At 52.6% G+C, this 23060-nt stretch carries 18 protein-coding genes; 9 read left to right on the top strand and 9 right to left on the bottom strand.

Translation table 11 applies throughout. From position 1 onward, the window contains the following. Positions 1-23: 23 nt before the first annotated feature. Positions 24-899 (bottom strand): peptide chain release factor N(5)-glutamine methyltransferase, encoded by an 876-nt coding sequence (prmC, locus tag P2W70_RS27070; protein WP_276484690.1) that lies wholly within the window; start codon positions 897-899, stop codon positions 24-26. A 64-nt stretch (positions 900-963) separates the two neighbouring features. On the opposite strand from prmC, the gene ribD reads away from it, so the two are divergent. Both ribD and P2W70_RS27060 read left to right on the top strand, forming a co-directional pair. Beyond that, positions 964-2010 (top strand): bifunctional diaminohydroxyphosphoribosylaminopyrimidine deaminase/5-amino-6-(5-phosphoribosylamino)uracil reductase RibD, encoded by a 1047-nt coding sequence (gene ribD / locus P2W70_RS27065; protein ID WP_276484689.1) that lies wholly within the window; start codon positions 964-966, stop codon positions 2008-2010. Continuing rightward, positions 2007-2639 carry an IMPACT family protein gene (locus tag P2W70_RS27060; protein ID WP_276484688.1) on the top strand — a complete coding sequence of 211 codons (633 nt, stop codon included), beginning with the start codon at positions 2007-2009 and terminating at the stop codon, positions 2637-2639. Before ribD ends, P2W70_RS27060 begins: the two co-directional genes overlap by 4 nt. A 99-nt stretch (positions 2640-2738) precedes the next feature. On the opposite strand, the gene P2W70_RS27055 is transcribed toward P2W70_RS27060, so the two are convergent. Then, the gene (locus P2W70_RS27055) at positions 2739-4166 is read right to left on the bottom strand and encodes a M1 aminopeptidase family protein (RefSeq protein WP_276484687.1); all 1428 of its coding nucleotides are present in this window, start codon (positions 4164-4166) and stop codon (positions 2739-2741) included. A 239-nt stretch (positions 4167-4405) separates the two neighbouring features. Between P2W70_RS27055 and P2W70_RS27050 the strand changes: the two genes are divergently transcribed. Next, positions 4406-4651 (top strand): hypothetical protein, encoded by a 246-nt coding sequence (locus P2W70_RS27050; RefSeq protein WP_276484686.1) that lies wholly within the window; start codon positions 4406-4408, stop codon positions 4649-4651. A gap of 15 nt (positions 4652-4666) precedes the next feature. On the opposite strand, the gene P2W70_RS27045 is transcribed toward P2W70_RS27050, so the two are convergent. Further along, a complete protein-coding gene (locus tag P2W70_RS27045) occupies positions 4667-5560 on the bottom strand; it encodes a 3-hydroxybutyryl-CoA dehydrogenase (protein ID WP_276484685.1) in 894 nt (297 codons plus the stop codon). A 202-nt stretch (positions 5561-5762) separates the two neighbouring features. On the opposite strand from P2W70_RS27045, the gene P2W70_RS27040 reads away from it, so the two are divergent. From P2W70_RS27040 to P2W70_RS27030, 3 genes are all read left to right on the top strand, one after another. Next, on the top strand, positions 5763-7061 hold the full coding sequence (locus P2W70_RS27040; protein ID WP_276484684.1) for an acetyl-CoA hydrolase/transferase family protein: 1299 nt from the start codon (positions 5763-5765) through the stop codon (positions 7059-7061). 129 nt (positions 7062-7190) lie between these two features. Then, positions 7191-8546, top strand: coding sequence for an oxygen-independent coproporphyrinogen III oxidase (gene hemN / locus P2W70_RS27035; protein ID WP_276484683.1), 1356 nt, complete (start codon positions 7191-7193; stop codon positions 8544-8546). A 113-nt stretch (positions 8547-8659) separates the two neighbouring features. Beyond that, entirely contained in the window at positions 8660-9001 is a 342-nt protein-coding gene (locus P2W70_RS27030; protein WP_276484682.1) for a hypothetical protein, read from the top strand. Positions 9002-9194: 193 nt separating this feature from the next. On the opposite strand, the gene P2W70_RS27025 is transcribed toward P2W70_RS27030, so the two are convergent. From P2W70_RS27025 to P2W70_RS27000, 6 genes are all read right to left on the bottom strand, one after another. After that, positions 9195-10136, bottom strand: a complete 942-nt coding sequence (locus tag P2W70_RS27025) for a dihydrodipicolinate synthase family protein (RefSeq protein WP_276484681.1) — start codon at positions 10134-10136, stop codon at positions 9195-9197. 2 nt (positions 10137-10138) lie between these two features. Then, on the bottom strand, positions 10139-11845 hold the full coding sequence (locus P2W70_RS27020) for a sialidase family protein (RefSeq protein WP_276484680.1): 1707 nt from the start codon (positions 11843-11845) through the stop codon (positions 10139-10141). A gap of 102 nt (positions 11846-11947) precedes the next feature. Then, positions 11948-13453, bottom strand: coding sequence for a LamG-like jellyroll fold domain-containing protein (locus tag P2W70_RS27015; protein WP_276484679.1), 1506 nt, complete (start codon positions 13451-13453; stop codon positions 11948-11950). 18 nt (positions 13454-13471) lie between these two features. Beyond that, positions 13472-14659 (bottom strand): sialidase family protein, encoded by a 1188-nt coding sequence (locus tag P2W70_RS27010; RefSeq protein ID WP_276484678.1) that lies wholly within the window; start codon positions 14657-14659, stop codon positions 13472-13474. 24 nt (positions 14660-14683) lie between these two features. Next, positions 14684-16126 carry a RagB/SusD family nutrient uptake outer membrane protein gene (locus tag P2W70_RS27005; RefSeq protein ID WP_276484677.1) on the bottom strand — a complete coding sequence of 481 codons (1443 nt, stop codon included), beginning with the start codon at positions 16124-16126 and terminating at the stop codon, positions 14684-14686. Positions 16127-16136: 10 nt separating this feature from the next. Continuing rightward, complete coding sequence (locus P2W70_RS27000) at positions 16137-19403, bottom strand: SusC/RagA family TonB-linked outer membrane protein (RefSeq protein ID WP_276484676.1); 3267 nt, start codon at positions 19401-19403, stop codon at positions 16137-16139. Positions 19404-19737: 334 nt separating this feature from the next. Here P2W70_RS27000 and P2W70_RS26995 point away from each other — a divergent pair, with 334 nt between their 5' ends. From P2W70_RS26995 to P2W70_RS26985, 3 genes are all read left to right on the top strand, one after another. Next, positions 19738-20445: a FadR/GntR family transcriptional regulator gene (locus P2W70_RS26995; RefSeq protein ID WP_276484675.1), complete on the top strand. Its 708-nt coding sequence runs from the start codon at positions 19738-19740 to the stop codon at positions 20443-20445. Positions 20446-20546: 101 nt separating this feature from the next. After that, positions 20547-21665 (top strand): galactose oxidase, encoded by a 1119-nt coding sequence (locus P2W70_RS26990; RefSeq protein WP_276484674.1) that lies wholly within the window; start codon positions 20547-20549, stop codon positions 21663-21665. A 107-nt stretch (positions 21666-21772) separates the two neighbouring features. Continuing rightward, complete coding sequence (locus tag P2W70_RS26985) at positions 21773-23011, top strand: MFS transporter (RefSeq protein ID WP_276484673.1); 1239 nt, start codon at positions 21773-21775, stop codon at positions 23009-23011. Positions 23012-23060 lie beyond the last annotated feature (49 nt).

Here is a 23060-nt window from a genome sequence, read left to right as displayed (position 1 = left end):
AGACAAACCCAGGTAGCGGGCAACTACGCTTTACGGGCATGCACCATCCGGTCTTTGCCCTGCAGGTCCTGGCGCAGCACGATATCGGTGAGCCCGTGTTGGGTAAACAGCTGCACCGTGGCGGGCCCCAGGTCTTCGTGGATCTCCACATAGATACGTCCGCCTGCGGCCATTTGTTCCTGCGCGAATAATGCGATATGCCTGTAAAAGAGGAGGGGATCGTCGTTTTCTACAAAGAGGGCCAGGTGGGGTTCGTATTGCAATACATTGGCCTGCATGGAAGATTTGTCGCTTACCGGTATATACGGCGGATTGCTCACCAGCACATCGATGGGGGGCAGCGAAGGCCAGCCGGCAGCCTGCAGAAAATTGTTGCGCAGCCATTGCACATCGGCGCCCAGCGACTGTCCATTGCGTTTGGCGACTTCCAGCGCTCCTTCGCTCACATCACAGCCGTACACGGTAGCCGCCGGCAGTTTTTTCTTTAAGGCGATCGGGATACAACCGCTGCCGGTACCCACATCGAGGATGGACAAAGCTTGCGGCGATACAGCCCCATTACCCCCTGCACGCTGGTCGTCGACGATCCATTCCACCAATTCTTCGGTTTCGGGGCGGGGGATCAATACATTTTCGTCGACGTAAAAGCGCAGGCCGGCAAACCAGGCTTCCCCCAGCACGTATTGCACGGGCCGGTGTTTCAATAATTGCTCCAGGTGGCGGCGCAACCATTCTTCCTGCGTAGCCGTCAGCGGTTGGTCGCGGTGAATGAGCCTGTCCGTTCGGGGCATGCCCGTCAGGTGCTCCAACACCCATTGGGCGATATTCGATGCCTCGCGGGCGTCATATACGCCCGAAAGCTGTTGGTTCAGTTGCAATTGTGCCTCCTGGATCGTCATGGCGCGAAGGTAGGCCCGAATCCGTTATCTTTGCGCCGCACCCACGATTCCCCCGACTTTGACGATGCACGAAACATACCTTCATCGCTGCCTGGAACTTGCCAGGCAGGCAGCCGGCTACACCGCCCCCAATCCTATGGTTGGCGCCGTACTGGTACATGAAGGGCGCATTATCGGCGAGGGATGGCACCGGCAATATGGCGGTCCGCATGCCGAGCCCAATTGCATCCATTCCGTGGCGGAGGTCGATCAACACCTGATTCCACAGTCCACCCTATATGTATCGCTCGAGCCTTGCGCGCATTTCGGCAAAACACCGCCCTGCGCCGATCTCCTCGTACACCACCGTATTCCACGGGTAGTGATCGGTTGCCGCGATCCCTTCGTGCAGGTCGACGGCAAAGGCATCGATAAGCTGAAAGCCGCCGGCGTCGAGGTGACCCTGGGGGTGCTGGAAACGGAATCGGAGCAACTCAACAAACGCTTTTTTACGTTTCACCGTCAGCGCCGGCCCTATATCGTGCTGAAATGGGCGCAAACGGCCAATGGATTTATCGGAAATGAAGATCATTCGAGGCTGTTGATCAGCAACGAGCTCACTAACCGGCTCGTGCACCAATGGCGCAGTGAAGAAGCGGCCATACTGGTAGGCACGAATACGGCGCTCCACGACAATCCGCAGTTGAATACGCGGCATTGGAGCGGACCGAATCCCATCCGCCTCGTGGTGGATAAGGACCTGCGCCTGCCCACTTCGCTTAAATTATTCGACGGCAGCACACGTACCATTGTCTTCAATACCCGGCAGCATTCGGAAGAAGGTGCCGTGCAATATTACCAGCTAACACAAGCTACCAACCTCAACCTGGTGCACCAGATCGCTCAAGCCTGTTACCAGCTCAACATACTGAGTGTGCTGGTGGAGGGAGGTGCCCGCCTGTTACAATCCTTTATCGATGAAAACCTTTGGGATGAAGCCCGCATCATCACCAACGAGCAACTGCGGGTAAACACCGGCGTACGCGCCCCCTTACTGGGTGCCGCTACTTTGCTGGAGACACAAACACTGGAAACGGATACGATAAGGATCTTGAAAAAAGCAGACGGATGACACCAAACCCCACTACCACTACCATGGCCGAGCAGGAAATTTATTATACAGTCGACAAACCAGGTATCGCGGAGTTCAAAGACCGGGGTAGCAAGTTTATCGCTTACGCTTTTCCGATCACCAAGGTAGAAGAGTTCAAAGCGCGGCTGGACGAAGTGAAGAAAGAACACCCCAAGGCATCGCACCATTGCTTTGCCTATCGTATCGGTACCGATAAGAATACCTTCCGGGTATCCGATGATGGCGAACCTTCCGGTACGGCCGGCAAGCCCATCCTGGGACAGATCGATAGCAAAGAGCTGACCAATATACTCATCGTGGTAGTGCGTTATTTTGGCGGCACCTTACTGGGCGTACCCGGGCTCATCAATGCCTACAAGATGTCTGCTTCGATGGTGTTGCAGATGATCCCCGCTACACAACGATTCATTGAAGTACCTTACATCGTGCACTTCGATCACTCGCAGATCAACGACATCATGATGGTGGTGAAGCAAACCAACAGCACGGTCATCGAGCAGGAGCTTGGCTTGTTTTGCCACATGAAGATCGGCATCTCTAAAGCCCGACTGCAGGAAGCGCTGTATCGCCTCAACGATATCCGCAATGTGGAAGTAAGGAAATTGTAATCAATGCCACGTCGGTTCCATAGAACCTGTAACTACTCATTGGATCAACGCTTTTGAAGTGCTGCGCCAAATTGCCTTCACGGCAAAAAGGTCAAATGGTTATTTCGTCGGGTCGATGATTTTCCAGGCGTCTGTTAGTGCGTTATCCGATTCGAAGTACCTTTGAATGAGCCCATTTGTCATCTTCTCATCATTCACCGCCGTGCCTAATGTCTTTATCAAAAAGGCATAATCTGTATAGGAAGTCTGGGACTGAAGCAACAACCGTAGCCAACGAAAGAATTTGTCTTTACCTATTTCTTTTTCGATAGCCGTCAGCAATACCGGCACGTAGTGGTACAGATAGGTTTGCCGCTGTGATAATCCTTGCGTGTTGGTCAGGCGGGCAAGTGGAGTTGCCTTGAAGCCTCGCAATTGTACCCGCTTGTCCTGAACCGTTTTGAGATAGGTACTGTCTGGCTCCAGCGCCCGTGTAGCCTCCATGGCCAGTAATTCGGCAAACGACTCATCGATAACACCGCTGAAGGTTGAGTTCGGTACGCGGTAATGACCAAAATAGTAATGGGCCAGTTCGTGTGCCAGATAAAACTTAAAAGCACCTGCCTGGGCAGGGTCAAACAAGCGGCCAAGCCCCCTGCCAGGTTCCGTAACCATTATGATAGAAGGGAACGATACAAAGAGGAAGCCATAACCCCAGGCAACCGGCATGGTGCGAATAAAGCTAAGCGGTTCCTTATAGGGGATTTTCAAAACCTGTTCATAAAAGCGCCGGTATTGGTTGACTTTTTGCCCGAATACGGCCTGCTGCCGGACGTCAATATCCGGGTTCAGGATATAAGTCCTTTCAAATTGTTGGTAAGCATAATTGCCGCAGAACATAGTTAGCTGCCGTGGGACATCACTTCGAAACTGCGCCACCGGTCCTGGTGCTGGCGCACTGCCGTTCACAAACAGGCTACTGCAATCATCACAACGTACTTCGACGTCATACAATACCTTTTCATAAACGATATCGAGCTTACGGTCGTACAAAACCGGATACCAGGCACTTTGCCGGCCATCCACCCGCAGGGTACTGCCATTTAAAGCAACATTACCCCGCCAGTCGCTCACCATGGGTTGCAAACTGTCGGTAACCGGGTACATGCCCATATAACGAAACTGGATACACTTGGGGAGTATTCGCGAGCCGCGGCTTTTTCCCGGGAAGTAGTAGGCAATACTCTCTTCAGAAGATCGGTTGTCCTCATGGTCCTGCTCGTAATTCAGCATTTGCCCGTTGCTGTTATCCCTGATGTAATGAATGTTCATGCCGGTATTGAGTCGTATTACATAATCTTCGATGTTGGGAATATTGGAAAGGACAAAGTCACAGCTAATAGTTCCTGTTTTTATGGATAGATGCACCTTGCCCTTTAAAGTGGGGACACTATCCTGGCTACAGGCAAACAGGGGAAAGCTTAGTAGCAACATGGCCTTGAGCTGGGTGAGGAATGATTTCCTGTACTGCCTGCTAAGAGTTTTCATTGCTATTGTTTATGCAGTTTGTTAATAATTTAAAGTCAGCCGGATTTTTTTTAGGATACATAACCTAACACATACACGAAAATAATGAGAAAATAAAAATTTCTGTTTTTAAACTTGAATACTTTTCTTTGATACAGTAATTATTAACGGTTAATCCGTCGTTCACATGAGAAAACCTTGTCTTATCCTGGCCCTGTTGCCATTACTGCTTACTATGCCCGTGTGAAGTGAAGGCAGGTATGACTGCCAGGCTTTCGTTGGAAAGTTTCCCCGTGCAACGTTACGGCCGGATAAAGTGGCAACTCGATAGTGTGTCGGAAAAGGCGGGTAAACAATACCTTTCGCTGCAAACAGAAAATACGGACCTGATCACCGATCAAGGGCTGGAGGTGCTCCTCGTCAAGAACATGATTGGTAATGTTGAAATTACTGTATCACATATCACCCTGTTTGGAATGATTCAACGGGCCTATTACATAAAATGATATGATAAAGGAAGGTTATGCGAACCGCCTACTCACCACGGCCTCCTTACTGCCCGGCGTATACTTGTAAAATCCTTCTCCGCTCTTGGCGCCGAGATAACCAGCCGTCACCATATTGGTCAGGAGCGGACAGGGCGCATATTTCGGATTGCCAAAGCCGTCATGCAATACGTGCAGGATCGATAGGCATACATCCAGCCCAATAAAATCTGCCAACTGTAAAGGACCCATTGGGTGCGCCATGCCCAGTTTCATGACTGTGTCGATAGACTCCACGCCTGCTACGCCTTCGTACAGGCTATAAATGGCCTCGTTGATCATGGGCATCAGAATACGGTTGGCAATAAAGCCGGGATAGTCATTCACCACACAAGGCACTTTGCCCAGTTGTGTGCTCAGCGCCACGATGGTATCCGTCACCGATTTATCGGTCGCATAGCCATTGATGATCTCCACCAGCTTCATGACCGGCACGGGATTCATGAAGTGCATGCCGATCACTTTGTCGGCCCGTTTGGTCACCGCAGCGATCTTCGTAATAGAGATAGAAGAGGTATTGGTAGCCAAGATGCAGCCGGCGGGGGCGGCCTCATCGAGCTGGCGGAATATCTTGAGTTTAAGGTCGGTATTCTCCGTCGCAGCTTCCACCACGAGCTGGGCATTTTGTACCCCTACAGCCATATCGGTATGGGTGGTGATATTGGCGAGCGCGATGCTTTTTTGTCCTTCGGTGAGCGTACCCTTGCTTACCTGGCGGTCGAGGTTTTTACCGATGGTCTGCAGGGCTTTTTCCAGTTGTCCGGCATTTACATCGACCAGGTTTACTTTGAAACCGCTTTGGGCAAATACGTGGGCGATGCCATTGCCCATGGTGCCGGCGCCGATAACTGCTATCTGTTGTAACGACATGGATAGTTGATTTTGCAGCGTCGACCCTACCTTGCAGCCGGTGCCAACGCGTTGATAAATATGAACAAGCGGGGCAAATGTAATAAAAACTTACAGTCATTAGTTAAAATGGACGGCCCGGTCACCCCTAAGTAAAATAAGCCGGTGGGCTGACGCAGATCATGCCCCTGGGCTCCATCACACCTTAATTTTGTGCTATATTATGAAGAACACACCCATCTATGTCACTGCCGAGCAGGCCGTATCCGACATACAATCCGGCCAGCGCGTTTTTATCCATGGTAGTGCCGCCACGCCGGTTACCCTGGTAAAAGCGCTCCTGAACAGGCATGCCCAATTGAACAATGTAGAGTTGGTGAGCATCACCACCCTGGGAGATATTGCGTTCAACGACCCGGCGGTTCGCGGCAGTTTCTTCTTCAATTCACTGTTTGTATCGGCCGCAGTGCGGGAAGTGGTAAACAGTGAAGATGGCGACTATGTACCTATTTTTCTCAGTCAGATACCACAGCTGTTCCGTAAAAATGTATTGCCCATCGATGTGGCGCTGGTCACCGTATCGCCGCCCGATAAACATGGTTATTGCTCGCTGGGTACATCCGTAGATATTGCCCGCGCGGCGGTTGATACGGCCCGTGTGGTGATCGCACAGATCAACCCACGTATGCCGCGTACCCACGGTGAAGGCTATGTACACATTAGCCGCTTCCGGTATGTGGTAGAGTCGGCGGTGGAACTGCCCGAACTCAACTACGCCGCTGCCGGCAATGCAGCGACCGAGAAGATCGGTCAGCTGGTAGCTTCCCTGGTAGAAGACGGCGCCACTTTGCAATTGGGCATTGGTGCTATCCCCGACCAGGTATTGAAGAACCTGGAAGGACACCGCGACCTGGGTCTGCACACCGAAATGTTTTCCGACGGCATCATACCCCTCATAGAAAAAGGCGTCATCAACAACCGGCTCAAAAAGCTGAATGCCGGCCGATCCGTAACCGGCTTCATGGCGGGCACCCGTCGCCTCTATGATTTTGTAGACGATAATCCCACGATCCGCGTGATGGACATCGCTTATGTCAATGATACGAGCATCATCCGGCAGAACCCCAAGGCTACGGCCATCAACAGCGCTATCGAGATCGATCTCACCGGACAGGTATGTGCCGATTCGATCGGTACCTATCAGTTCTCAGGTATCGGCGGACAAATGGATTTCATTCGTGGCGCCTCCCTTTCCGAAGGTGGTAAGCCGATCATCGCCTTGCCTTCTGTTACCGGCAAGGGCTATACCCGCATCGTGCCTTATCTCAAAGAAGGGGCGGGCGTGGTCACCACCCGTGGGCATGTACATTGGGTGGTGACGGAATATGGTATCGTCGACCTGTTTGGGATGAACCTGAAGCAACGGGCGAAGGCGCTCATCAGCATCGCGCATCCTGATCAACGTGAAAGTTTGGAGCGGGCCTACGCGGAGCGATTCTTGAAAAACAAGATCACCCAATAATTGATTGTCCAATTCGAACGCGGCCCTGTTACTACTGGTAACGGGGCCGTTTTCATGAGTTGATCATTATAAGGAGGCGACCTGACGCTGGTCATGCCCGGCGCAGCGTTGGCAAGGTAATTTTGTGCCATGCTGCACATCGATCCTGCATTATTGGAGCGGTACAACCGTCCCGTGCCCCGCTATACCAGTTACCCCACCGTACCGGTATGGGAACCCGAAATAGGCGTTGAACGCTGGCGCGATGCGTTTGTCGCTGCGTATCAACGGGAGAACACTACCCGGGGTATTTCCCTGTACCTGCACCTGCCATTCTGCGAATCACTCTGTACGTACTGCGGGTGCAACAAAAAGATCACCACCAACCATCGTGTAGAAGAGGAGTATATGGAGGCAATCCTCGCAGAATGGCAACTGTACCGCCAACAGATGACGGGCAGGCCATTGGTGCGCGAACTGCACCTGGGAGGTGGCACGCCGACGTTTTTTAATGCGGCCAATTTGCACAAGCTGATCACCACGCTGCTGGAGGGTTGCGATATCCATCCCGATCATGCTTTCTCCGTCGAAGGGCATCCCAACAATACTACCCGGGAGCATTTGCAAACGTTGGCGGAGCTCGGCTTTCGTCGCATCAGTTATGGCGTGCAGGACAATGACCCCACGGTGCAGCTCATCATCAACCGCGTGCAGCCGCTGGAGAATGTATACCGCGCTACACGGGAAGCGCGGGAATTGGGGTATAGCTCTGTTAATTTCGATCTCATCTATGGATTGCCTCTACAGACCCTCGCGAGCATGGAACGTACCATCCAGGAAGTGATCGCCTTGCGGCCCGACCGCATCGCGTTTTACAGTTATGCCCATGTGCCGTGGACAAGCCGCGCACAGCGCCTGTTTCATGAGGGGCATCTGCCCGATGCAGCGCTTAAATTGGCCTTGTATCAGCTGGGACGTGAATTACTTACACAGGCAGGATATGCCGATATCGGTATGGATCATTTTGCACTACCTTCCGATGAACTGTACCAGGCCTGGCAGGCAGGTACGCTACACCGCAATTTTATGGGCTATACTACACAGCATACTGGTTTGTTGGTCGGATTGGGAGTGTCGTCGATCAGTGATGCGGGGGATGCGTTTGCCCAGAATGAAAAGACCCTGCATGATTATTATACACGGGTACAGGCGGGTGAGTTGCCGGTAAGGAAAGGGTATATTTTGAATGAGGAAGAAGTGGCGGTGCGTCGTTATATACTGGATATCAGTTGTAAGGGGCAAACGCGGATCAGGGCGGTGGATGTGCCCGCGCTGGCGGAGTATTGTTTTTTCCGCCTGGAAGCGCTTGAAGCGGATGGCTTAATCGTCTCGAAGGGTAAGCATATCCGCCTCACAGAGCTAGGCCACTATTTCCTGCGCCATGTCTGCGCGGCCTTCGACGCGCACTTAACTGATGGTGTGCAGGTGTTTAGCAAGGCGATTTGAGGAAACCTGCGCTACGTCATCCCACCCTGATCAAGATCATCCCGGCAGACAACCGTAGTCAACTTTCAGGAACTGTACGCGAGCGATCTTTGAGTTGTAAAAAACGAACCGTTATGGCAACAACAATTCATCCTTCCGTTCAAACTTCTTATACCGCACAACATACTGGCCTCTGGACACGCTTCATCGATTGGGCCAAAGGCCAGGAAGAAAACAGGTTTATGTGGCTCGCCATCGCCCTCGGTGGTTTCGGCTGTGCCATTACCCCTATCACCATCTTATTCGTATCGCTTGCCGGTATGAACCTCGTCCTTTTCATGGCAGCCCTGTTTGCGATGGCTATCTCGCTCATCGTAAACCTGGCGGCTATGCCTACCAGGATCACCATACCCGTCTTCTTTTTCAGTGTGTTGATCGACCTCGTGGTAGTTGCGGCAGCACTTGCCAGTATTTGAACAATTGGTCTATCATAGTTAGCAGCCGGTCGGTACCCTGAATGCCGTCCGGCTTTTTTGTGCCCTGTAAAAGTTCATCGATGATCATGTTGCCGGTACCGGGCAAATGATCGGCGAAGACGACACCAACAAAAAAGGTGACAGGATGCCTGCATGCATACCTGCCACCTTAGGGGGAATTGCGAAACGAAATTTATGCGTGGTTCACCGCAAGCGCTTCCTCTTGCAGTGCTGCCAATTCTTTAAAGAAGTTTAGTTTATCCAGCCCACTTTTCAGTGTTTGCTTTTGCGCAGCCGTCAGCGGTGTCAGCGGCAAGCGGCAATCACCCAGCTCATAGCCCAGCAACTCCATGATCGCCCGCTGTGCAGGGATCGGCGGGAACTGCGCAAACCAGCGGATCATCTCCACGGCCAGCAGCTGCCAGCGACGTGCCTCATCCGCCTGGTTGTTGAAATAACATTCCATCACCTTGCGATACAGCGGCGTAGCAAAAGTATACGTGCTGCCAATCGCGCCACGGGCACCCACGGCCAGCGCAGGCAACAACAGCTCATCGTACCCAAACAGGATATCGTATTTTCCTTGCTTGTAGTTGAGGCAGGATTGGTATTCATGAATGGTCGCCGCAGTATACTTGATACCCGCCAGGTTGGGAATGCGTTCTTCCGCCAGCGCCAGGAAGGCGGTCATGTCGATCACGATGCCCGTCAGCACCGGAATATGGTAGTAGTAGAAGGGCAGGGAAGGGGCTGCTGCCGCAATCTCCGCCATACAAGCTACCAGGTTTTCTACGCTGGTCGGTTTGAAATAGAACGCGGCGACTGAGGAAATGGCATCGGCGCCGATGGATGCTGCATGGGCGGCCAGCTTCTTCGATTCGGCAATGGCTGTATGGCCAACATGTACAAACACGAGTACACGACCGCGCACCGCTTTGATATACGCTTCTGCAATTTGTTTACGCTCTTCGATGGTCAGGTTTGGACCTTCCCCATTCGTGCCACAAATAAAAATTCCCTTTACGCCATCGGCGATCAGTTTTTCTACGAGTACGGGAATTACCTCCAGGTTGATACTGCCATCGGCACGGAAGCCGCAAAACGTAGCGGCAATGAGTCCTTCAATCTTTTTCATAGTTACTTGTTCTTCTGTTCAATAATTTCTTGCATGCTGACTTGTTGAAATACCAGGTGTGCCTGGCTGCTTTCATACAGTAAGCCAATCGTGTTGTTGTCGACCGACGTGATGCAGCTATAACCACGGCCATTCAGCTCATCCAGCAGGATGTGGTGGGCCGCCGGCCAGGTCTTGCCATCGTCGAAACTCGCCTGCAGCGTGATCCTATTGCGCTGGGTGGTCGAGTGCGGATTGAGAAAAAGGAGTACGGATTCCTGTTTTCCAGCTCGGGTATAGTTGTGTTTGAAAATACTTGCCATACAAACCGGCTCGGGCAAAGCCTTACGCGAAGTTGGATGCTCGATCCAGGTTTTGCCCAGGTCCTTTGTCACTGATACCGTACGCCCGTTGCCTGCACCCGTCAATCCTTTATTGGCATTGGTGCGCATGTTCAGCATCACCGAGCCATCGTTTAGTTGCACGGCCATGCATTCGGTGGTTTGTCCTTCCACGGCCGGGTTGCTGGTGGCCCAGGTCTTGCCACCGTCCTTGCTATAGGTGATATTCGAGAAGGGTTTACCCGTTTCATCGCGGCCCTGTGTAGGCAACACGAGGGTGCCATCGGTGAGTACGATGCCCGATCCTGGCGCAGGTGCCCACAGCCACCACTCGGGCCGCTTGCACATCGCGGTCAGGTTCACGGGTTCACTCCAGGTTTTACCATTATCGGTACTCTTCGTCAGCAGGAACTGGGATGTTTGTTTTGGATCAAAACCTGGCTGGGATCCCTTGGAGCGCCACTGGTGGTTCCAGATCTTGCTGGTATCCGTGAGGTCATCGATCCATTTACCGGTTTCGGGGTCCAATACGCCGTACATCCACAAGCCGGCGATATAAATGGTGCCGGTCTTTTTATCGACCACGATACAGGGGTCAGATACGCCGTTGAACTTCTCGGGCAGGTTGCCCCAGGTGCCTTTGTCCAGTACCACTTGCAGCGGCTGCCAGGTGGCGCCTTTGTCGGTACTGCGGTTGAGGGCGATATCGATATCGCCTTGCAGGTCGCGACCCAGTTCATAACGCGCATCGTAGATCGCCAGCAGGTCACCATTGTTGGCCGTGGCGATGCCGGGAATGCGGGAGGTGTGCACATTGTCCTGCATCCCCTTGCGGACTGCCGTGCCCACGCGATGGGTTACAGGAGCTGCGGTAGGCAGCGAAACCCGCTGCCCGTTGATCTGCAGTCCCGACACCTGCACCGCGACTTTGTGCAGGAGTGGAATCGTGGGTTTCACCGACAGTGCCACCCACAAGTAGTTCGTGCCTTTGTTCAGCCGCAGGTTGCCCGTCAAGGTCAACGTGTTGGCTGCAGGCGTTGCCGTATAGCGGGCAAACAAGGCTGCCGTTGTAGTCTTCTCCGGTGTCAGGTAAGTGGTATCGCCGTTGGCGGAATAGACGCGTACCCCGGTTAACTGGTTCAGCTGTGTAGTACCTGTGAAGGACAGTTGCACCTGTTGTAGCCAGGCTGCTTTGCCGTCGGCCGGTATGTTCACAGCCACCCTTTCCAGGGCGGTCGCGTCGTTTTCTTTCAATACCGGTACTTCATATTGCCGGCTAACGGGCGCGATGGTTTGTGCGGCGGCGGGCAGGGCCACACCTGCCTGCAACAGCAGGCAGGTGGCCATCCACCGTGTATGTTTAAGTAGATTTCTATTTGCTTTGATCATAGTTACGTTTTCAGTCTTCAAATGTCTACATTTTCAATTTGCCTTCAGGCCTGTATTTCCTCGTTGCCTCGTTGCCTCGTTGCCTTGGTGCCTCTTTGCCTTTTAAAGCCCATACAACGCCGTAATCTCCGCTTCGGTCAGCGCTTTCCTGTAGATCATCAGGTCGTCGATCTGTCCGTTGAAGAAATTGCTGTTGCTGCTGGCGCCTTGCTGCAGGCCGATCTTAAACGGTTGGTTACCGGTTACGTTGCGTGGGGTGGCTGGTTTGCTGGCCAGTTCGCCGGCCTTCACGCCATTGATGTATACCAGCATTTCCACACCACGACGTACGGCCACGATATGTTTCCAGGTACCATCATTCACCTTACCGGGCGTGCCGATGCTGAGGATGCTCGAGCCACCGGGTTGCTCCGTATTGAAGCGCAGGAACTGCGTAGTCGCATTGTCGTTGATGCGCACCCATGATTGGTTGTCACCCGAACCATTCTTACCGCTTTCCTGCCATACCATCATCCTGGCCGTGCTGCTGGTCTTGATCCAGGCAGATACGGAGTAGTCACCGGTACCCAGGTTTAGCAGGGTAGCGCTTTCCAGCATTACACCCGAAGCGCCGTCAAAGGTTACTGCATTGCCTGTGCCATTCAGCCGGTCATCCTGTGCAAAGGCGGGAGTTCCCACGATGGTAGTTGGAATGGCCAGCGGGCCAGCATCCACCGCCCCGCCGTTGAAGGGCAGAAAGGCCAGCAATTGATCGCCGGGCACTACGAGTATGAATTTGTCGATCTCTTTGTCCGAGCTGAGGTAGGGGTTGGATACGGTCAGCTTCACTTTGTAGCGGCCCGGTGCAGCATAAGCGACCGTTGGCCTGGCTTCGGAAGAAGTTGCGGGGTTGCCACCCTCAAAGGTCCAGGTACGTGTTTCCACATTACCCAGCGAGATATCTTCAAATACCACATTGGCGCCGGTATAGGTAGCCGTGGTACTCACTTTCAGGTCGGCCGATACGAAGGTCTTGTCGATCACTTCGATCATCTTCTCCACCGTCTTGGTGCCGGTAGAACCCGGGTTGGTAGCTGTCAGTTTTACGCTGTATTTACCCGCTACCACAAAGCTGATCACGGGGTTCTTTTGTGTACTGCTGTACAGCTTGCCATTCGTTTCGTGAATGAATTCCCAGCTCCAGGTTTCGGGAATGCCTGTCGTCTGGTCGGTAAAGGTTACTGCTTCATCCTGCATCACGACCGTTTTGTCGGCGGTGAAATTCACGTTGATCGTGTTGTAGCCTACCGTTACAAACTGCTCTTTGGTAATGGTGCTCGATTGGCTGGCATTGCTCACCACCAATGTTACTTTGTACTTACCCGCTTTATCATATTTAACAGTAGGCGAAGAGAGCTCAGAGGTTTCGGGTGTGCCGCCTTCAAAGGTCCACTTCCAATGCGATGCCTGCCCTTGCGACACATCCTTGAAGTCGATGCTGTTGCCGGCGAGTATCTCGAATTGCTCGCCTTCGATGGCCGCTACCAACGGTGCACGGTCCTCGTCCTTTTTACAGGCACCCACTGCGACCATCATCAGCAGCAACAGTCCTGGAAGCCATCTTTTCATATAGTAAGTCATTGTCGGTTATTTAAATTGGTTGACGGAAACGGTTTTGAAAGAAATACCGGTATAGGGAGATGCCTTGCCAGCTTCATACAGGATACCTACCTCGGTACCGGAAACCTGGATAAGGTCCGAATAAGCGGTAGGACCGCTGTACACCAGGTTTTGTTTCGTCCAGGTCTTGCCGTCGTCTTCACTCAGCTTGATGGTCATTTTCTCGCGGCGCGTACTGGCCGGGTTGCTGAAGAACAGGGTATGCTTGCTGTTCACTTTAAAGGATAGCAGGCTGCCCTGGCATACCGGTTCTACCAACGATTGGTCGGTCTTCATATTCTTCCAGGTAAGACCGTCATCGTCGCTGGTCGCCACGTATCGGAAACCACCACTGTGTCGCATGTTCAGCATCAGCTGTCCGCTGGATAAAGTAGCCACGGTCGATTCGTTGGCCTTGTCGAGCGGAGAGATGCCACCGATCTGCCAGGTGGCGCCATGATCATCGGAATAGATGACATGCGAGTAAGAGCGACCGCCCGAACCCTTCTCAATATAATCGCAGGGAATAACGAGCCGGCCGGCCTTGGGACCTTCTGTTAGTTGAATACCGTGACAGGGTCCAGTAGCATACCAACCCCATTCAGGCCTTTTTACGCTGCTGGTGATCTCCTTCGGAGCACTCCAGCTGGCACCGTTGTCGGTCGATTTGCACACGTATACGCGGCGGGTATCCTTGCCGGTGCCTTTGTTGATATCGCTGATGTCGTCGGTGCCGATGTTCCAGGTCAGCAGCAGGTGCAGCTCGCCGGTGGTTTCATCCAATACGGGAGCGGGGTTGCCGCAGGTATTGGCGCCGTCATCCCAGATCTTTTCCAAAGGACCCCAGGTCTTGCCGTTGTCTTTGGATCGTTTCATCACCATATCGATATCGCCAATGTCGCTGCAACTGAAACGTCTGGCCTCTGCAAAAGCGATCAGGGTACCATCCTTGGCACGGATCAGTGCCGGAATGCGGTAGCAGGCATAGCCCTCATACCGCTGGCGGAAGATATAGTTGAAGGTGGAATCGCCTTCATTGAGGTCGAGCACAGGTTCTTCGTTCTTGACACTCAGGTCCCATTCCCGTTTGCCTTTGTTGCAGGCCAGTGCCAGCAATACCAGGGCAGGAAGCGCTACTGCGCACAAACCCTTTATTGAAAACTTCTTTATAAGCATATGGCTGATTGAGTCAGGTTTGAATTAGTTGTATCCTTCGGTTTGCGTGAGTTTGTCGTTGATGTCCCTTTGGGCTCGAGGGATAGGGAAAAACAGTGGAACCGTCTTGCCCACCAGGTTCGGCACTTCCTTATAGATATCGATGGTGCCGTAGTAATGCGCACGCACCAGGTCGTGCCAGCGGGTAAACTCGAAATACAGTTCACGGAAACGCTCTTTCAGGATTTCCTTCTCCACTGTAGCCGGAACATTGCTGCCAGTATAGTCGCCGATATTGGCGCGCTTGCGCACTTTGTTCAGCTCGGTAATGGCTTCCGGTGCACGGTTCAACGCTGCCAGGATCTCTGCTTTGGTCAGCAGCAAACCACCGTGGCGGTAGATGATGATGTCATTGTCGTAGTAGCGGTCTTCGAACATGGTGCCGCGAAACTTGTTGTCGAAGATGCCGATGGTACCACCGGTGGCGTTCACGGCACGGATGATGGAAGCAGCCTTACGTTTGTCTGCGGGGTTCTCGGCAAAAGCGGCTTCGATCTTCGGACTGGGTTGGTATACACTGCGTGAACCGTTGATGGAATAAGCCACATCGGCTTTGTTCACCGCGGGGTTCAGAAACAGGTCGCGAGGTTTCATACGGCTACCATAATGATCGCTTTTCTCATCGCGCATGAAACGCATGCCCAGCACGATCTCACTGTTCAGTTTATTGGTCGTGCTGAAGATCAGGGCAAAACTGTCCACGAGGGCCGTTACACCCAACGGTTGGTTCACCGCCGTAAGGGCCGCTTCCAGGTCGGCATTGGTACCTTTTTGTACTTTGAATTTCCACAGCAAGGCATCTGCTTTCAGGGCATTGGCGAAAGGCTTCGATACCCGGTTCTTATTCACGAAACCATCTTCGGGATACAGGCTGATGGCCTGGTCCAGGTCCTTGATGATCTGTGTCATCACTTCACCTGGTGTATTACGGGCAGGCATTTCGTAGTTGTCGCTTTCAATCGCGTCCAGTACAATGGGTACATTGTTCCAGGATTTGGTGAGTAGAAAGTATACATACGCCCTTACCGTCAGTGCCTCGGCCATCAGGCGGTTTTTCTTAGCTTCCTGCACGAAGGTGATACCGGGGGTATGCTTCAGCAACAGGTTACAATGGAAAGCCAGGTTGTAATAATTGACCCAGTTCGGTGCATTCTGGTCGTTCAGGTTTTGTTCCCAGGCCGTAGAAGCAGGGCCTTCAATGCCGGGAATAAACACATCGCCACGATCTTCAAAATGAAAAGAGTTGTTCATCAGTTCGCGCAGGTCATCGTAAATGCCGATCATATAGCCTTCTACATCACCTTCCGCTTTCCAGTAGCTGGACGAGTCGATGGTCGACACCGTATCGATGTCGAGCATTTTTTTACAGCTGGCCAGTAGCAATACGGCCCCCAGCAGGTAACATAATTTTTTGGGTATCCTTTTCATATGGGAATAGTTATTTAAAAGTCAGTTTAGCGCCAATATTGTACATGCGTGGACGGGCATAAGAGCCCTGGTCATTACCGGTATAGATCTCCGGCATCAGACCTTTGTAGGATGTGAGGTAACCAAGGTTAAACACACCGGCAAAGAGGTTGAGGCCCTGTACATGCGCATTCTTTAGCATGGCAGGCAGCGGCACCTGGTAGGTCACCGATACTTCACGGAAGGCGAGGAAATCACCTTTCTCGTAGTACAGCGAATTGTTGGTGGTATAACCCGAGCCAGAACCCAACCCGTTGGGGTTGCGCAGGTGGTTGCGGTAGCGATAGTCTGCATCGCTCATCACGGTGTATTTGGGGATAGAAGCGATGTCCCCCTGCTCTTTCCAGATATCATCGCCGAGCACATCGGTCAGCGTCATATTGTTGTTGCGTGCACTGGCGATGGAACGGCCGCGGAACGAGTTGTCGATCACATGCCCTACGGCAAAGTCGGTAACAAAACGTACCGAGAATTGCTTATAGCCAAAGGTGGTAGAGAAACCGCCGGTTTTGTCGGGGCGGATATAACCCATGAACACCATGTCGCGGTTGTCGATAATACCATTGCCATCCACATCTTCAAAAATGGCATCACCACCTTGTTTTACACGGGTAGGTGTTTCAGAATCGATGGGGGCGCCGGCTGCTTCTTCGTCGGTAGCATACACACCGATCAGGTGGTAAGCCCAGCGCTCGCCGTAACGTTCGCCTTCGGCAAAGCCCCCTACGCGCTCGTATTGCTTGGTTGCTTTGTTATATACTTCGTTGCCGCCGGTACGGTTCTTCAATTGCTTGTTGGCAGGCAGTTCTTTTACAATGCCGGCATTGAACGCGAAGTTGAAATTCACTTCCCAGTTGATGTTTTTGGTGCGGACAGGAGTGGCAGACAGTTCCACTTCAAAACCCTGGTTCAGCAGGCTGCCAAAGTTGCTGCGGATGGAAGAGAAACCGGACGTAGCATCGAGAGGCTTGGCAAACAGGCGGTCTGTCGTTGTTTTGCTGTAATAGTCTACGAGGAGGTTCACGCGGTTGTTGAGCAAACCGATGTCGAGACCAATGTCAAACGAAGAGGTCGTCTCCCACAGCAGGGTACGGTTGGGCAGGGTGGTGTTGAGGATACCGGCCTGACCAGCATAGTTGTTGCCGGTGGTATAAGCGCCCCGTGTGTCGCTGGCCGATAATTCGTTGTTACCTGTCTGGCCCCAGCTGGAGCGCAGTTTCAGGGTGTTTACATAGTCACCGATGCCCAGGTTGCGGAAGAAAGATTCACTGTGGATGTTCCAGCCGGCAGATACACCGGGGAAATAACCAAACAGTTTGTCTTCGGCAAATTTCGACGATCCATCACGACGCAGGCTGACGGCTACCATGTACTTGCGACGGAAATTGTAGTCGATACGGCCAAACAAACTGGTGATCTTATCAAATGCTTTCGTAGTCGATATGCGCTTGGTCGAGTCTACGGCGGCATTCAACGTAGTGATGTAGTCGGTAGGAGCGCCACGGCCACTGCCACTCATACGGTAGGCATAAGTTTCAATGAAGCTGCCACCCAGTACGGCGTTGATATGATGGTTTTTGCCAAATGATTTGTCGTAGTTGAATACGCCGTCAAACTGGCTCTGGCGGTCAAAATTGTGCTCGGCCGACATGTTGCGGTTCCTGTTCACTTCATTGTAGGCTTCGAAATAATTCTCAACGCCTTCCGTGGTGAAATAATAGAAGGCCGGCTTGAAGGTGAGGCCAGGCAGCACGTTCCATTCCAGGCCCAGGTTGACCGTGGTACGGTATACATTGATGTCGTTGTAATTCTCTTTGTAATATACTTCGTGGTTACGGTTGCGGAAGGAGGCAACGCCTTCACCAGGCGCGGGCAGACCGTCCTCATAATTCAGGCGGTAGGTGAAAGGCATCGTCACCGAACGGCTGAGTACGTTCTGGTAGTTCCAGGCGCCGCTCGAGCTGCGGTATTGGTAGCTGACGTTCGTGTTCAGGCTCAGTACCTCGCTCAGTTTGAAGTTGGTGTTGAGCAACGCGCTCAATTGTTTGTATCCCGTACCCAGTACAATTCCTTCCTGGTTCAGGCTGCCCAGGCCAGCGTAGTAAGTGATCTTATCGGTACCACCGGATATGTTGAGGTCATATTCGGTTTTGTTGGCATCGCGGAAGGTTACATCCTGGTAGTTGGTTTCTTTGAAGATGAGTTTCTTGCCGGTGACCGGATCTTCCATGGTTTCCCAGCCCTGCTTGTCGATGAGGTCCGATACATAGTCGGCACCGTAGTTGGCGATATAGGTATCGAGAAACTCGAGGGTGTTTTTGCTGTTGCGTGGATTGCCGGTGCTCATACCATACGTGCCACCGGAGAGAAAGGTCTGCGGATTGGTGGTGTTGAATTGCGCAATGTTCTTGCGACTCACAGCAATATAATCACGGGCGCTGGTGAAGTTGTACTTTTTTCCCAGCTGATCGAGTCCGCGGGTTACCTTAAAGGTTACTACCGGTTTACCCACTTTGCCCGAACGGGTCTTCACAATGATCACACCATTGGCGGCACGGGCACCGTAAATAGCGGTAGAGGCCGCATCTTTCAACACCTGTACCGATTCAATATCGTCGGGGTTGAGGTCGCTGATATTGCGCATCTGGCCTACCACGCCGTCTACGACCAATAAAGGCGCATCGCCTTCGGGTGAGGTGGAGCTACCGCCGCGAATGAAGATCTGGGGCGAAGCGCCGGGCTGGCCGTCGCTGATCTGCAGCGACAAGCCTGCTACCTTGCCTTGCAGGGCAACGAGCGGGTTGGCGCCTTGCGTATTTTCCAGCTCCTTGGTGTTGACAGAAGAAATAGAGCTGGTAACGGTGGCGCGGCTTTGTTTGCCATAACCAATGACCACTACTTCATCCATGCCCTTGCTGGAAGGGTCGAGGTTCAGTGCTACCACACGCTGACCTTTCAGGGCTAGTTCTTTTTCAGAAAACCCTGCAAAGGAGATGATCAAGGTGGCGGTGGCGGGATCTTTTACTTCGATGGAAAATTTACCAGCTGCGTCGGTAGCGGTGAAGAGTTGAGTGCCCTTTACCTGAACGGTAGCCCCTTCGATGGGGGTGGCGGTTTTGGCATCATTGACCACACCCGTGATTTTGGTGCCGGTCGTTTGGGCGAGACCTGCCCCCTGGCCTACAAGCAGACACAATAGGGTCAGCCAGGGTAGCGCGCAGCGAATCGTTAGTCGCATAAACAGTAATTTAAGATTTAGAGAAGTAGTACTTTTGTAATTATGTAGTACATAACGAAGGTAGGGGATAATTGCATTCAACAAATACCCACTATTTTTTTGAGACCGGGTGTCCGGTGGTGGACAGTGAAAGGAGGGCAGCGGTGGCGGCGACCACCTACAAGTCCAGCACTCCGGTAAAATTCAGTAAATGATTGACTCGTAGAATATTAAAGTTGAGAAATAATACAAGGGTAACCTGTGTCGGGGTAGAGGCCCGCAGCCTGCAGAGGGACCTTATTATTATTTCCTTATTTGTAGAACAATAAATTAATTTAGCATTAATATGCCAGCTATGTCGATTTTGAGCGCCACACACGACCTTGAACCTATCCTGAACAAAACGATGGCCGACATCGTAGAAGCCCGTCTGCGCGAGTTTATCCGCAACAAGAACTACAAACCTGGTGATTCCCTGCCCACTGAAATGGAGCTGGCAGAGGGGTTGGGTGTCAGCCGTAACGTAGTAAGGGAGGCGTTGAGCCGCCTGCGGATGCTGGGCATTATCGAAACCCGTAAGAAGCGGGGCATGGTGATTACGCAACCGGATATCCTGGGTTCTTTCGAGAAGGTGCTGGACCCCATCATGATCGATGAAACCACCATGCGCGATATTTTCGAGCTGCGCCTGGTGTTGGAAATGGGGCTACCCGATCTGCTGTTTCCCCGGTTGACAGACGCCCATGTGGCTGAGCTGGAGAAGATTGCCCGGGAAGAGCAGGCTACCGATAACTTCCGGATACAGAATGAAATAGCCTTCCACGGCAAGTTGTACGAGATCACTGGCAACAATACCCTCAAGCGGTTCCAGTCGCTGTTGTTGCCCATCTTCGCCTATGTGATTACGCTCGAAGAAAAGCCCACACGCGGCAAGATCTCCCACAGTGGACTGGTTGAGTTGCTCAAAACCGGCAACAAAGAAGCCTTCCGTCAGGGCATGCTGGAGCACCTGCGCCCCCATTTCGACCGGCTGGAGCATCCGGCACCGGGGGAAACCGCTTAGATTTTTTGTCGTCATCCCAAAATAAGCCTTACATTTGGCGATATGTAGTACATAAAGACAGCATATCGCATCAACCCGCCATGCCTAAACACTTAACAAACATGCGGACGACAACGTTATTTGCCATCATTATTACAATCCTGCTCATGAATCTGCACTGTACCGATGGTACCAAACCATCCTGCCCCGACAACGCTTTTACCTGGGATAGCTTGCCACCCATACCCGATAATACCGGATTTGCTGGCTCCTTTGCTGGCATCAGCAATGGTGTAATGATCGTTGCCGGTGGGGCCAATTTTCCCAATGGCGGCGCACCCTGGAAGCCCGGCTCCGTCAAAACCTGGTATAATAAAGTATTTGTATTGGAAAAATTTGGGCGCAACTGGTGCGAAGCAGGCCAACTGCCTATGCCACTGGGATATGGTGTATCAGCCTCTGTACCCGACGGACTCATCATTGCAGGTGGCAGCAACGAACACGGGCATACCGATAAAGTATACAAGCTTCGCTGGCAAGGGGGAGCGCTGCAAATCGATTCTCTTCCCTCGCTACCATTCACCCTGGCAAATACCAGTGGTGCGGTGGCCGGTCATTACCTATATATAGCAGGTGGCTTGCAGTCAGCTGATTCCACCGCTACATCATTGGCCTTCTTACAACTGGACCTGAACGCTCTCGGCGATGGCTGGCGGCAATTGCCACACTGGCCCGGCCCTTCGCGGATGCTGGCGGTAGCTGGTGCTGTGGATGATCGTTTCTATTTGTTCAGCGGTACACAACTCGTAGACGGTAAACGTCAATACCTGACGGATGCCTATGTATACAGCACGGCAGAAGGTTGGAAAATATTACCGCCATTGCCGCATTCCGTAGTAGCTGCGCCTTCACCGGCCTATACAACCCCGAATGGTCAGTTGCTGATCGTGGGTGGCGATGATGGGGTGCTGGCACCGAAGGCGGGAGAACTGAAAGAGCAGCATCCCGGTTTTAGTGATGCCGTCCTGGTCTATAATACAAAAGAGAATCGCTGGCATACAGGGGGTAAAATAATGACGCGCAAAGAAACTGATGCCGTAGAGCATCCCAACAACAGTGTGTGGGCACCCGTTACAACAACCTTGGTGCAGTGGGAGGGAAGGTTGGTATTGCCCGGTGGCGAAGTACGACCCGCTACCCGCACGCCAAGGGTGCTGGTCGGGGTGCCATGCGGGCAGTAATTTCCGGGACGTGTCCGCGGGAAAATTTCCTGTCCGCGAACCTCGTTGCCTGGTTGCCTTTATGCCTAGTTGCCTTTTATATTGCTTCACCATAAATGAAACACGTTTTGCGCCAAGAAAATAAAACCTACCCCTGGATCGTCGTTGGCTTGCTGTGGGTCGTGGCCCTGCTCAATTACATGGACCGGCAAATGCTGAGTACCATGCGACCATCCATGCAGATCGATATCAGCGAACTACAAAGTGCTACCAATTTCGGGCGGCTCATGGCCATCTTTCTCTGGATATATGCCTTCATGAGCCCGGTGGCGGGCATCATTGCCGATAAGGTCAATCGCAAATGGCTCATCGTGGCCAGCCTGTTCATCTGGTCGGGCGTTACGTTTGCGATGGGATATGCTACTACCTTCGATCAGTTGTACTGGCTGCGCGCCATCATGGGTGTCAGTGAGGCGGTGTACATACCGGCCGGATTGGCCATGATTGCCGACTACCATACCTCCCGCACGCGTTCACTGGCTATAGGTATACACATGACGGGACTGTACATGGGGCAGGCACTGGGTGGCTTTGGTGCTACCATTGCCGGTACCTTCTCCTGGCAACATGCGTTTCTTTCCTTTGGGTTAATTGGCATGGTGTATTCGGTCGTGTTGTTGTTATTCCTGCGGGATAAGCCACGGCTAACGGAGCCGGCACCCGCTTTGCAGGATGCAACGCCACGTCCCGGCCTATTTAAGGGACTGGCTACCTTACTCGGCAATCCTTCCTTCTGGATCATTCTTTTTTACTTCGCCGTGCCGAGTATACCGGGGTGGGGCGTGAAGAACTGGTTGCCTACCTTATTTGCGAACAAGCTCAACATCGATATGGCCACAGCGGGTCCGCTGGCGACCATTACCATTGCCGCCTCTTCTTTCCTGGGTGTGATTACTGGTGGGGTATTGTCAGACCGTTGGGTGCAACGGCTCCTCAAGGGGCGTATCTATACCAGTGCGATTGGCTTGGGGCTTACGATACCGGCGCTTTTGCTAGTCGGCTTCGGTGCCTCTTTGTTTAGTATCATAGCCGCCGCCTTCTGTTTTGGTTTTGGGTTTGGTATGTTCGATGCCAACAATATGCCGATCCTTTGCCAGTTTGTGGCGCCCCGTTATAGGGCAACGGCTTATGGGCTCATGAATATGATGGGGGTATGTTCCGGCGCTTTCATTACAGACTGGCTGGGCAAGTCGACCGATGCCGGCAACCTGGGGCGTGACTTTGCTATGCTGTCCGTGATCGTGCTGGCGGTATTGTTGGTGCAGCTACTCTTCCTGCGGCCGAAGCATATCGATTACGAGGGATAATCCCACGCTTCCGCCCCGCATTTACTACGCTTCCGTCAAAAAGTGGTGC

The organism is Paraflavitalea pollutisoli, from assembly GCF_029360705.1.
GTDB lineage: Bacteria > Bacteroidota > Bacteroidia > Chitinophagales > Chitinophagaceae > Paraflavitalea > Paraflavitalea pollutisoli.
The sequence above is the reverse complement of the archived record's forward strand: the minus strand, read 5'-3'. Positions and strand labels throughout refer to the sequence as shown.